At 75.2% G+C, this 14,071-nt stretch carries 1 protein-coding gene; it reads right to left on the bottom strand.

Features of this window, described 5'->3' with window-relative positions; translation table 11 throughout:
* Nucleotides 1-321 precede the first annotated feature (321 nt).
* Nucleotides 322-13,965, bottom strand: coding sequence for an Ig-like domain-containing protein (locus tag AC6H2I_RS23315; RefSeq protein WP_497503149.1), 13,644 nt, complete (start codon nt 13,963-13,965; stop codon nt 322-324).
* Between the last annotated feature and the right edge of the window lie 106 nt (nt 13,966-14,071).

Genomic DNA, 14,071 nt, shown 5'->3' with positions numbered 1-14,071 from the left:
CGGTCATCGTGGTCACCCTCGGTAAGGGTTTGAGTTGTGGTGACCAGACTGTACCGAAGAACCACGATGACCGCCCGCCGGGGCAGGCCCTCCGGCCGGCTACGCCGACCTGCGGACCTGCCCCGGCGAACGCGCTGCTACACCACGCCCTGGGACGTCACCGCTGATTGTGCGGCCAGGGCGCGCAGCACAAAGGGGATCATCACTCAGGGGAGCGATGGTTTCCAGGTTCATGTCGTGAGCACGCTGGGTCGCGGAATGCACAGTGTCGGCTTTCGGGCCGGCCCAGTCTGGCGGTCAACAACTCAGGCCATGGTCTCCTTACGGCCCCGACGCCAGGACGATGTCCGAGGCGCGCAGGGTGCGGGTGTCGAAGGTGGCGATGGTCACCGCGGCCCCGGCCCCCGAGCCGTCGGCGTCGAAGGACAGCACGCCGGTGTTGGTGTCGAACACGAAGAAGTCATCGGCGTCGCGCGGGTTGCCCAGCGCGAAGTTGCCGGCCGACAGGGTGCCCGACGCCAGGTTGCCGAAGTTCGGGCTGTAGACCACCACGGTGTCGACGCCGCTGGTGAAGTCGACGATGCGGTCGCCGCCGTCGGCGAGGTCGGTGTAGCGGAACACGTCCGCCCCCTCGCCGCCATGGAGGACGTCGGCCCCCTTGCCGCCCACCAGCGTGTCGGCGCCCTGGCCGCCGAACAGGGTGTCCGCCGCCTCGCCGCCATAGAGCGCGTCGTCGCCGCGGTTGCCGTAGAGGACGTCCTCGTCCTGGTTGCCGTAGAGCCCGTCCCGGCCGCCGTCGCCGAGCAGGGTGTCGCGGCCGCGGTTGCCGTAGAGGAGGTCCTCGCCCAGGCCACCGTAGACGGCGTCCCCGTCCTGCCCGCCGAACAGGGTGTCGGCGTCCTGGCCCCCGAACAGGGTGTCGGCGCCCTGGTTGCCGTAGGCGAGGTCAATCCCCTGGTTGCCGAACAGGACGTCGTTGCCGATGCCGCCGGTGACCGTGTCGGTGCCGGCGTCGCCGTACAGCACGTCGTCGCCCGCCTCGGAGCCGACGAAGTCGTTGCCGCCGCCGCCGTGCAGGGTGTCGTCGTCGGCGCCCAGGACGATGTACTGGTCCTCGCTGTCGCCCCAGACCGTCTGGGACCCGGCGCCGCCCGTCACCCGCACGGCGCCGATGACCGCCGCGAACTCGACGTTCTGAAGCAGGATGGTCGAGCCCGCGGGCATGCCGCGGGTGTCGACCACCAGCGCCGTGCGCACCCCGCCCGTCGCGGTCGGGGTGCCGGCGATCACCAGCGGCTGGCCCGATCCGGTGGCACCCGTTTCCACGGTCGGCACGATGGTCTGCACCACCAGCGGCGCGTCGGTGGGCAGGCCGCCGAGAAAGCCGCTGCCGCCCGAGGTGAGGGTGTCGCGGTCCGACGACCCCTCCGCCGTGTGGGCCTGGATCTCGCGGATGAGGTCACTGAGCGAGGTGCCCGCCGCCTTCGGGGCGGCCGATCCCGACGCCGTCAGGCCGACCCCGACCGGGACCTGGACTGTGAGCAGGCTTTCGCCGGCGACGGTGACCAGGGGAATGTCGGCGACGTCGTTGTTGCCGACGGAGTCCGCGCGGCTGCCCGTGACCACGGGGACGACCACGGTCTGCGACGTGGTCCCGTCTCCGTTGCTGACGGTGCCCGTGCCGATGGTCACCCCGTCCACCGTGGTCGGGGTCGTGGTGCCGCCGCCGCCGCCGCCGGACGACGCCGGCTCGGCGCCGGTGGTGAACGCGAAGGCGGTGCCGGTCACGCCGGCGAAGGCGTTGCCAGCCGCATCGGTGACCGCCCCGGCGGCGATCTCCACGGTGTAGGCGGTGCTGTAGGCCAGGGTCACCCCGGTGGTCACGGTGACGGTGCTGCCGGAGACGGCCACCCGCGCGGTGTCGCTGACCGGAACCGTGGCGACCACGGCGTCGTCGCTGGTCCGCTTCACGACGATGGAGCCGGTGCCGCGCAGCACCGCCTCGTCGAAGGTGAGGACCAGGCTGGCCGACGGGCCGACCCCGGTGGCGTTCTGCGCCGGGCTCTGCGTGACCACCGCGGGCGCGGTGGTGTCGACGGTGAAGGTGAAGGCCGCGGACTGGCCGGAGGTGACGCCGTCGACGTCCTGCGCCACCGCGGTCAGGGTGCGCTGCGACGGGGTCAGGCCGCCGGCCGCGAAGGTCCACACACCGTTGGCGTCGGCGGTCGCCGTGCCGACGCTGGTGACGCCGGAATAGAGGGTGACCACGGACAGCGCCATCGCCGAGCCGGTGAGGTCCGGGGTCGTGCTGTTGGTCCGGTTGTCGCCCAGGGTGCCGGTGTCGGAGGCGGCCGCCAGCCCCACCGTCGGCGCCGTCGCCAGCGGGGTGATGGTCAGGGTGAGCGGGGCGCTGGCCGACGAGGTGTTGCCGGCGGCGTCGACCGCGTGCACCGTCAGGCTGTGGGCGCCCACGGTCAGGGTGGACGCGGAGACCGACCAGTCGCCGAGCGGGTCGGTGTCGGCCTCGCCCACCAGGGTCGCGCCGTCGAGCAGCAGGATGTGGCTGTTCGCCTCGGCCCGGCCGGTCAGGGCCGGGGTGGCGACGTTGGTCATGCCGTTGCCCGCCGTGCCGCTGTCGCTGTCGGCGCTGAGCGCCACCGACGCGGGCGCCGTGGGCGCGGTGGTGTCGATGGTCGGCTGCAGGGCCACCGACGCCGTGGCGGTGTTGCCGGCCGGGTCGACCGCGGCGATGGAGATCTGGCGCAGGCCCTCGCTCAGAGGCGTCGAGACGAGGGTCCAGCTGCCGAAGGCGTCGGCCGTGGTGGTGCCCGTCACCGACGCGCCGTCGTAGAGGGTGACCAGGCTGTTGGCCTCGGTGGTGCCGAAGAAGGTCGGCGTGGCCAGGTTGGTCAGGCCGTCGTCCGGTTCGGCGCCCCGGTCGGACGCGGTGTCCATGAACACCACGGCGGGCGCCGCCGTGAGGTCGACGGTGACCACCAGGGCGTCCGAGGCCGCACCGCTGTTGCCGGCGACGTCCTGGGCCACCGCGGTCAGGGTGTGGGTTCCCTCGGCCAGCGGGCTGGCGGCGATGGTCCAGGCGCCGTCGGCTCCGGCGGTGACCTGGCCGACCAGCGCCCCGCCGTCGTACAGGGTGACGACGCTCAGCTCCTCCGCCGTTCCGGTGAGCGTCGGGGTCGCCACCGCGGTCAGCCGGTCGCTGCTGGAGCCTCCGGTGTCGGAGCCGGTGGCCAGCGCCAGACCGGTCGGCGCGGCGACCGCGGTGTCGACCGTCACCACCAGCCCACTCGACGCCACGCTGGTGTTGCCGGCCGGGTCGACGGCGGTCGCCGTGAGGGTGTGGGAGCCGTCGCCGAGCACGCTGCCCGACGAGACGCTCCACACGCCGGAGGTGTCGGCGGTGGCCGACCCCAGGGCGGTCGCGCCATCGCGCAGGGTGACGACGCTGCCCGCCTCGGCCCGGCCGAGCACCGTCGGCGCGGCGGCGCTGGTGATCCGGTCGTCGGCGGCGCGGCCGCTGTCGTTGCCGGCGGCCAGCGCCAGCTCGGTCGGCGCCGCCGAGCCCGTGTCGATGGTCACCGCCAGCACCGCCGACGCCGCGCCGGTGTTGCCGGCGACGTCGACCGCGACGGCGGTCAGCTGGTGCGCGCCGCTGGCCAGCGCGCTGGCGGTGATGGTCCAGGCGCCGGCGGGGTCGGCGGTGGTCGTGCCGGCCAGGCTCGCCCCGGCGTAGAGGTGGACGACGGCGTTCGCCTCGACCGCTCCGGTCACGGTCGGGGTGGTGACGTTGGTCAGCCGGTCGTCCGCGAGCGCGCCGCTGTCGGAGCCGGACGCCAGCGCCAGCGTCGGCGCGGCGGGGGCGGCGGTGTCGACGACCACGACCAACGGCGCCGACGGATCGCTGGTGTTGCCGGCGATGTCGATGGACCGGGCGGTCAGCGTGCGGCTGCCGTCGGCCAGGCCGCTGACCTGGATCGACCAGGCGCCGGCGCCGCTCGCCGTCGCGACGCCGATCTGGGCCGTGCCGTCGTAGAGCATGACGACGTCGCCGGGTTCGGTCGTGCCGGTGATGCGCGGGCTGGTGATCCGGGTGACGCCGTCGCCCGTGGCGCCGCTGTCGCTGTCGGCCGCGGGATCGAGGGCGAGGCCGGTCGGCGCCGCCGCCGTGGTGTCGATCTCGACGACCAGCGCGGTCGACGGGTCGCTGGTGTTGCCGGTGACGTCGACCGCGGTGGCGCTCAGGGTGTGGGACCCGGCGGCCAGCACCGGGGTGGTGACGCTCCAGGTGCCCAGCGCGTTGGCGGTCGCCGTGGCGATCGAGGCGGCGCCGTCATAGAGGGTCACCACGCTGCCGGCCTCGGCGGTGCCGGTCAGCGTCGGGGTGGTCAGGCGGGTGCGGGTGTCGGTGGTGTTCCGGCCGCTGTCGGACCCGGCGGCCAGGGCCAGGCCGCTCGGCGCGTCGGCGGCGAGGTCGATGGTGACCGTCACGCCGTCGGTGGCCTGGTTGCCGGCGCCGTCCTCCGACTCGATGGTGATGGTGTGGGTGCCGCCGGCCAGCGTGCCGGCGGTGAAGGTCCAGGAGCCGGTGGCGTTCTCCGTGGCGGAGCCGCTGGCGGTGACGGTGCCCAGCACGGTGGCGCCGTCCTTGACGACCACCTCGCGGCCGGAGCCGGCCGTCCCCGTGAAGGTCGGGGTGACCACCGAGGTGATGCGGTCGGTGCTCGACGTGCCGTTGTCGGACGCCGCGGTCAAGGTCACCGAGACGGCGTCGGGGACCGTGTCGATGGTGAAGGTCAGCGGCGCCGAGGCCGCGCTGGTGTTGCCGGCGAGGTCGACGATGGTGGCCAGCAGCGTGTGCGCCGTGCCGGTCCCGCCGGCCAGCGTCGCGGTGGTGATCGACCACACCCCGGTGGCGTCGGCGGTCGCCGTGCCCAGCGGCGTGGTGCCGACGCTGCCGCTGTACAGGGTGACGACGCTGCCGGCCTCGGCCCGGCCGACGATGGTCGGTTCGGTGACGGAGGTCAGCAGGTCGCCGGCGATCCCGGTGTCGGAGGCGGGCGCCAGGGCCAGGGCGGTCGGCGCGGCGCCGGCGGTGTCGATGGTGACGGTCAGCGGCGCCGAGGCCGCGCTGGTGTTCCCGGCCGCGTCCTGGGCCAGGGCGGTCAGGGTGTGCGGCGTCCCCGCCTCGGACCCGGCGAGCGCCGTCGGTACGATGGTCCACGAGCCGCCGCCGTCGGCGGTGGCGCTGCCGAGCGCCGTCGTGCCCGCGTAGAGGGTCACGATGCTGCCCGCCTCGGCCGTGCCGGTGACGGCCGGCGTGGTGGCGGCGGTGACCGCGTCGGCGGAGGAAAGGCCGGTGTCGGAGGCCGCCGTCACGGTCAGCCCGCCGGGCGCCCCGGGGGCGGTGGTGTCGACGGTGACCGTCAGGGCCGTGGAGGCGGCGCTGGTGTTGCCGGCGACGTCGATCGCCCGGGCGGTCAGGGTGTGGACGCCGGAGCCCAAGGCGCTGCTGGTGATCGACCATGCGCCGGCGCCGTCGGCCGTGACCGCGCCCAGCAGATTGCCGCCGGCGTAGAGCTGGACGACGCTGTCCGCCTCGGCGCTGCCGGTGATCACCGGGCTGCCCGTGGCGATCAGCCGGTCGGTGTTGGAGACGCCGCCGTCCGCGGCCAGCGCCAGGCCGGTCGGCGGTGCGGCCGTCGTGTCGACGGTCACGGTCAGCCCGGCCGACGCGGTCGAGGTGTTGCCGGCGGCATCGACCGCCACCGCGGTCAGGGTGTGGGCCCCGGTGGTGAGCGTCGCCACCGCCGACCACACGCCGAGGCCGTTGGCGGTGGCGCTGCCCAGCGCGGCGGCGCCCTCGTAGAGGGTGACCACGCTGCCCGCCTCGGCGGTGCCGGTGACGGTCGGCGTGGTCGCGGAGGTGATGGCGTCGGCGGTGGAGCGCCCGCTGTCGGAGGCGGCGGTCAGCGCCAACCCCGACGGCGCCGCCGTCGTCGTGTCGACGGTCACCGACAGCGGCGCCGAGGCGGCGCCGGTGTTGCCGGCGGCGTCGGTGGCGGTGACGGTCAGCCCGTGCACCCCGTCGGCCAGCGACCCCCCGGCGGTCACGGTCCAGGCGCCGGTGCCGGCCGCGGTGGCGGTGCCGATGGCGGTGGCGCCGTCGTACAGCGTTATGGTGGCGCCGGCCTCGGCGGTGCCGGTCACCGACGGCGTGGCGATCCGGGTCAGCCGGTCGGTCGCCGACGCGCCGGTGTCCGATCCGGTGGCGAGGGCCACCCCGGACGGGGCGGTGGGGGCGATGGTGTCGACGGTGACCACCAGGGGCGACGAGGCCGCACTGGTGTTGCCGGCGGCGTCGCTGCCCACCGCCGTCAGGGTGTGGGCGCCGTGGCCGAGCTGGCCGGAGGTGATGGTCCACAGGCCCGCGGAGTCGGCGGTCGTCGACCCGCGCAGCACGGTTCCTTCGTACAGGGCGACGTAGCCGCCCGGCTCGGTCGTGCCGGCGATGTCGGGGGTGGAGTCCCGGGTGGTGTCGTCGCCGCTCACCCCGCTGTCGGAGGCGGTCGCCAGGGCCGGCGTCGGCACCGCCGCCGTCCGGTCGATGACCACCGTCACCGCGGTGGAGGCGGACGAGGTGTTGCCGGCCTGGTCGACGGCCACGGCGGTCAGCGTGTGGGCCCCTTCGGTCAGGCCGGGGGCGGCGACGGACCACGCCCCGAGGCTGCCGGCGTCGGCGGTGCCGATCGCCGTGGCGCCGTCGTAGAGGGTGACCCGGGCGCCCGTCTCGGCGGTGCCGAGCAGGAAGGGCGACGCGCTGTTGGTGATGGCGTCACCGCTGGACACGCCGCTGTCGGACTGACCCGCCAGCGCCAGGCTGGGGGTGGCCGTCGTCAGGTCCACCGACACGCTGAGGGCGGCCGAGACCGACGAGGTGTTGCCGGCGCGGTCGACGGCGACCGCGGTCAGGGTGTGGTCGCCGGCCGCCAGGGGTCCGGCGGTGACGGAGAAGCCGCCGGCCGCGTCGGCCGTCGCCGTGCCGATGGACGACGCGCCCGCGTACAGGGTGACGACGCTGAGCGCCTCCGCCGTGCCGGCCACCACCGGGCTGGCGAGGCGGGTCAGCCCGTCGGTCGTCGAGATGCCGGTGTCCGACCCGGTGGCCAGCGCGAGGTCGAAGGGCTCGGTCGCCACGGTGTCGACGGTGATGGTCAGCGTCGCCGACGCGGCGGAGCTGTTGCCGGCGGGGTCGACGGCGCGCGCGACCAGCGTGTGCTCGCCGCTGTGCAGCGTCGCCGTGTCAGCCGACCACACGCCCGAGGCGTCGGCGGTGGTCGCCGCGACGGCGGTCGCGCCGTCGTAGACGGTGACCGCCGCCCACGCTTCCGCCGTGCCGGTCAGGGTCGGCGTGGTGTCGCGGGTCAGCCGGTCCGTCAGGGTCGTCGCGTCGTCGGCCCGGCCGGTGTCCGACCCTGCGGCGAGGGCGGGGGCGGTGGGCGGCGCGACGCTGACGTCGACGGTGACCGTCAGGACGGCGGCGGCGGTGGCGCTGTTGCCGGCGCGGTCGATGGCGACCGCGGACAGGGTGTGCGCCCCCTCGGCCAGGGTCGGGGTGGTGATCGACCACAGGCCGGCGTTGCTCGCCGTCGCCGCGCCCAGCAGGGTGGAGTCCTCGTACAGCGACACCACCGCACCCGCCTCGGCGGTGCCGGCGATGGCCGGGGCGACGGTGCGGGTCACCGCGTCGCTGGCGGAGCGGCCGGTGTCGGTGGCCGCCGTCACCGCGACGCCGCTGGGCGCCGGCGTGGTGGTGTCGATGGTGACCACCAGGGCGGCGGAGGCGGCGCTGGTGTTGCCGGCGGCGTCGACGGCGCGCGCGTCCAGGGTGTGGGCGCCGTCGGCCAGGGTGGTGGCGACGATGGTCCAGGCGCCGGTTCCGCTGGCGGTGGCCGTGCCGACCGTGGCGGCGCCGTCGGTCAGCAGGACCACGCTGCCGGCCTCGGCGGTGCCCGTCAGGGTCGGCGTCGTCGTCCGGGTCAGGGCGTCGGCGGCCGAGACGCCGGTGTCCGAGGCGGGGTCGAGCAGCGGCACGGTCGGCGCCGTGGGGGCGGTGGCGTCGATGGTGACGACCAGCGTGCCCGACGCGTCGACGCTGTTGCCGGCCACGTCGACCACCCGGACCGACAGCGTGTGGCTGCCGGCACCGAGCGCGGCCTCGATCGACCAGACGCCCCCCCCGTCGGCGGTCCCCATCCCGACGAAGTTGGCGCCGTCGTAGAGGGAGATCCGGGAGCCGGCCTCGGTGGTGCCGGTGATCGCCGGCGCCAGCAGGCGCGTCAGGAAGTCGCCGGCGGTCCCGGTGTCGGACGCCGGGGCCAGGCCCGGCGCACCGGGGTCGGCGAGGGTGAGGTCCACCGTCACCGTCAGCGAGCCGGCGGCGGCGGAGGTGTTGCCGGCACGGTCGACGGAGGTGGCGGTGACGGTGTGGGCGCCCTCGGCCATGCCGACGGCGGTGAAGGACCAGGCGCCGTTGGCGTCGGCGGTGGCGGTGCCGAGGGGCACCGACGAGCCGTTGTCGAACAGCGAGACGACGCTGTTGGCCTCGGCCGACCCGGTCAGCGGCAGCGTCGTCGCTGTGGTTCGGCCGTCGTTCGTCAACAGGCCGGTGTCGGCGGCGGCGGCCAGGCCGAGGCCGGACGGTGCCGGCGTCGCGGTGTCGATGGTGACGGTCAAGGCCGCCGAGGCGGCGCTGGTGTTGCCGGCCACGTCGACGGCGCGCGCGGTGAGGGTGTGCGGGCCCTCGGCCAGCGGCGGCGCGGTGATCGTCCAGGTGCCGTCGCCGGCGACCGCGGTGCCGACGGCCGACGCACCGTCGTAGAGGACCACCGTGCTGCCGGTCTCGGCCGTGCCGGTCACCGGCTGGGTGGCGACGCTGGTGAGCCCGTCGGCGGCGGCGGTGCCGCTGTCGAGGGCGGGGTCGAAGGCCAGCGCGCCGGGGGCGCCGGGCGCGGCGAGGTCGATGACGACGCGCAGCGCGCCCGACGGATCGCTGGTGTTGCCGGCGACGTCGACCAGCCGGGCGGTGAGGTCGTGGGTGCCGCTTCCCAGCGCCGCGGTGGTGACCGACCACGCGCCGGTGCCGTCGGCGGTGCCGGTGCCGACGGCAGCACCGTCCTTGTACAGGGTGACGACGCCGCCGGCCTCCGCCGTGCCCTGCACGGTCGGGGCGGAGACCGCGGTGATGCCGTCGCCGGTCTGCCCGGTGTCGGCGGCCGTCGCCAGGGCCAGCGCGCCGGGCACCTGGGCGGCGGTGTCGATGGTCAGGGTGAGCGCGGAGGACGCGGCCCCGGTGTTGCCGGCGACGTCGACCGCCGAGGCGGTCAGCGTGTGGTCGCCGGCTGCCAGCGCGCCGCTGGTGACCTCCCACAGCCCGGCCTCGGACGCCGTCGCCGTGCCGAGGGCGGTGACGCCGTCGCTGCCGAACAGGGTGACCACGCTGCCGGCCTCGGCGGTGCCGCTGACGGTCGGCGTGGTGGTGGCGGTGATGCGGTCGGTGGCGGAGGGGCCGGTGTCCGAGGCGGGCTGGAGGGCCAGCCCGGCCGGGGCCCCGGGGCCGGCGGTGTCGATGGTGACCGTCAAACCGGCCGAGAGGCCCAGCGCCGTGCCGTTGTGCTCGCCCGACGCCTTGAGGGTGTGGGTGCCGTCGCCCAGGCTGGCCGAGGCCGACACGGTCCAGAGGCCGCTGCCGTCGGCGGTCGCCGAGCCCAGCGTCACGCCGAGGTCGCTGGCCAGGGTGATGGTGCCGCCCGCCTGGGCGGTGCCGGTGACCACCGGGGACGCGGTGTTGGTGATGCGGTCGCTGCCCGACACGCCGGAATCGGTCGACAGCACCAGGGACCCGGGAATGCCGATGCGGCCGGTCACGGTGACCGAGGTGCTCTGGACCGCCTCGTTGCCGGCCAGGTCGCGGGCCCGCGCCGTCAGGGAATAGGTGCCGCCGGCCAGGTCCGGGGTGGTGATCGACCACGCGCCGCCGCCGTCCGCGGTCGCCACCCCCAGCACGGCGGCGCCGCCGCCGGTGCCGTCGTACAGGGTGACGACGGCACCGGCCTCGGCGGTGCCGGTGACGGTCGGCGTCTCCTGGTCGGCATCGGCGGTGATCGTCGACAGGGCGGGGGCCGCGGTGTCGATGGTGACGGACAGGGCCGACGACACCGCGCTGGTGTTGCCGGCGACGTCGACGGCACTGGCGGTCAGGGCGTGGGTGCCGTCGCCCAGCGCCGACGCGGTGATCGACCAGCGGCCCGACCCGTCGGCCGTGGCGGTGCCGACGGCGGCGGCGTCGCTGAACAGGCTGACGACGGCGCCCGCCTCGGCCGTCCCGGTCACGGTGGGCGCGGTGACCCGGGTCACCCCGTCGGCGGCCGACGCGCCGCTGTCGGACGCCGTGGCCAGCGCCAGCCCGCCGGGCTGGTCGGACACGGTGTCGACGATCACCGTCAGGGTGGTGGAGGCCGCGCCGGTGTTGCCGGCGGCGTCGACGGCGCGGGCCGTCAGGGTGCGGGTGCCGGTGGAGAGGGCGGACGCGGTGACCGACCATGCGCCGGTCGTGGCGTCGGCCGTGGCGGAGCCGAGAAGCGTCGCCCCGTCGTAGAGGTCGACCCGGCTGCCGGCCTCGGCCGTGCCGGTGATCGTCGGCGTGGTGATCCGGGTCCGGCCGTCGCCGGCGGTCCCGGTGTCCGAGGCGGGGGCCAGCGCCAGCGCCACCGGGGCGCCCGGCGCCACCAGGTCGACGGTGACCACCGCGGCGGCGCTGGGGGTCGACGTGTTGCCGGCGGCGTCCACCACGCTGGCGGTCAGGGTGTGGGCGCCGCCGTCGAGGCCCGATGCGGTCACCGTCCAGGCACCGTCGGCACCGGCGACGACCTGGCCGAGCAGCTGCGCACCCTCGTGGAGCGAGACGAGGCCCCCGGACTCGGCGGTGCCGACGATGGACGGCGACGACTGCCGGGTGATGGCGTCGCCGGCGGTTCCGGTGTCCGACCCCGGGGCGAGCCCGACGATCGCCGGGGTGTCGCCGGCGGTGTCGATGGTGACGATCAGGGCGGCGGAGGAGACGCTGAGGTTGCCGGCGGCGTCGGTGGCCGTGGCGGTCAGGGTGTGGGGGCCGACCGCCAGCGTGGTGCCGGCCAGCTCCCACGACCCCTGCGCGTTGGCGGTGGTCGTGCCCAGCAGGACGCCGCCGTCGCGCAGAGCCACGGTGCTGCCGGCGGCGGCGGTGCCGGTGACCGTCGGGGCGGTGATCCGGGTGACGCCGTCGCTGGTGCTCGACCCGCTGTCGGTGCCGGGCGTGAGCGCGAGGCCGCCCGGCGCGTCGGGCGGGGCGGTGTCGATGGTGACCGACAGCGTTCCCGCGCCGTCCCGGGTGTTGCCGGCGAGGTCGCGGGCGCGCGTGGCGAAGCTGTGGGTGCCGTCCGCCACCGTGGTGGCGGTGATGGTCCATGCCCCGCCGCCGTCGGCGGTGGCGGAGCCCACCGGGGTCGGCGACCCGGCGATCATCAGGTCGACGACGGCGCCCGGCTCGGCGGTCCCGGTGAAGGTCGGCGTGGCGATGTTGGTGAGGCGGTCGCCGTCCGACGCACCGCTGTCGGAGGCCGCTGTCAAGGCCGGCGCGGACGGCGCCGGCGGCGGCGTCGTGTCGATGGTGACGGTGAACGCGCCGGACTCGGCGCTGGTGTTGCCGGCGCGGTCGACCGAGCGCGCGGTCAGCGCGTGCGCCCCGTCGGCGAGCGCGCCCAGGGTCGCCTGCCACAGGCCCGACGCGTCGGCGGTCGCCGACGCCAGCGCCGTGCCGGTCTTGAACAGCGTCACGACCGCGAACGCTTCGGCCGTCCCGGTGACGGTCGGCGCCCCGGTGGCGGTGAGGCCGTCGCCGAGGGTGCCGGTGTCGGAGGCGGTCGCCAGGGCCAGGCCGGTGGGGGCGGTGGCGGCACCGTCGACGGTGACGACGAGGCCGGCCGACGCCACGCTGGTGTTGCCGGCGGCGTCGACCGCGGTCGCGGTCAGGGTGTGCAGGCCCGACGCCAGGGTCGGCGTGGCGAAGGACCAGGCGCCCAGCCCGTCGGCGGTCGCCGCGCCGAGGAACTGCCCGCCGTCGTAGAGGCCGACCATGCTGCCGGGCGCCGCCGAACCCTGCACGGTCGGGGCGGTGGTGCGCGTGATGCCGTCGCTGGACGAGACGCCGGTGTCGGTCGCGGCGGTCAGCTCCAGGGCCGACGGTGCCGCCGGGGCGGTGGTGTCGATGGTCACGGTCAGCGCCGGCGACGCCTCGCTTTGCGCCGCGCCGCTGCTTGCCCGGGCGACCAGCGTCCAGGTCCCGTCAGTCAGCGCATCGGCGGGTGTGATCCCCCACGCCCCGTCGGCCCCGGCGGTCGCCGTGCCCAGCGCCGTGCCGTTGCCGTACAGGGTGACCACGGCGCGGGCGTCGGCCGTTCCGGTCAGCGTCGGCCGGGCGACGCTGGTCAGGCCGTCGCCCAGCGCACCGCTGTCGGAAGCCGCGCCGAGGATCGGTGCGGACGGCACCGACACGGCGTTGGGGAATGTCAGGACGGTGTCGGCGCCACCGAGCTCCAGCGTCTGGCCGGGTGTGTAGACCGTCTCGATGCCCGACACGTGGATCGTCGCGGCGGTGTCGGTGAAGGTCACCACGTCGAGGCCGGCGGCGCCGATGACGGTTTCGACGGCGCTCACCGTCATGGTCGTCCCGCGCGTGGTGCGCACCGAGACGGTGTCGATCCCGCTGCCGCCGGCCACCGTCTCCAGGGCCTCAACGGCGACGGTGTTGCCGCCGTTCGTCAGGGTCAGCACATCGGTGCCGATCCTCCCGACGACGGACTCCACCGCCGACACCGCCAGCGTCGAACCGGCGTTGTCCAGGGCCATGACCAGGTCGTTGCCCGAACTTCCGACGATGGATTCCACCTGCGACACCTGCATGGTGCTGCCGGTGGTGTTCCAGGCCACCGGGCCGACGCCCACCACCGGGGTGCCGTCGCGCAGGTCGATGGTGATGACGTCGTGGCCGCTGCCACCGATCACGGTGTTGAGGCTGGAGACGGTGACGGTGTTGCCGACGTCCAGCAGCACGGCCGCGGTCCGGCTGCCGGTGCCGCCGACGACGTGGTCGATCATCGACACGGCGAGGGTGCCGGTCGCCGCCAGGAGGTTTACGGTCCCGGTCTTGAAGGCGAGGGTCGCGATGTCGTAGCCGGCGGTGCCGATCAGCGTGTCGGCGTAGGCGACGCCGATGGTGCTGCCGCCGGAGGTCAGCCGGATGACGTCCGCCAGCTGGGCGCTGCCGATGTACGCCTCCACGCCCTGGACGAGAACGGTGTTCGCCCCACCCCCCATCGTCGCGATCAAGTCGACGCCGGTCGTGCCGACGATGGTTTCGATGTTCTTGATGACGGTCGTCGTGCCGATCTGGCCGTCGGCGCCGAAGGTGATGACGTCCTTGCCGTCGCTGCCGGCGATCGACTTGATGTACGCCACCGACATGGTGTTGCCGGCGGTGTCGTTCAGAAGGAGCAGGTTGGTCCCGGTGCTGGCGCCGATGATGGTCTCGATCGACTCCACCGCCATGGTGGTGCCGGTCGACGAGATGAGCACACGGTCGCGCCCGGCGCTGCCGATCAGCGTCTCCAGGCCGCCGACCTTGATGGTGTTTCCGCCGGCGGCCGCCAGCGTGACGACGTCGCCCCTGGCGCCGTAAGGGGGATTGGCGCCGCCCGTGATGTGGTCGAGGCTGGTGACGGCGAGGGTATGGCCCTGCGTGCTGAGCACGACACCGCGGGTGCCGTTGCCCCGGATCCCGGACCAGACCTCCGTCTTCGAGAAAACGTAGTCCGACCCACCGGACGGCAGCGTAAGCGTCTGACCCGCGGCCATTTTCTGAATCCCGCACCTGCTGTGCCGGTCCGGGCGGCGCGCCGGGAGCCGGGATTGCCACGCCACGCGCCGCCCATTGCAACCTGGGCGACTAGCGGCATACTGA

It is taken from the genome of Azospirillum sp. NS33, assembly GCF_059703765.1.
Note: the sequence above shows the minus strand (reverse complement) of the source record. Positions and strands in the feature narration are given on the sequence as shown.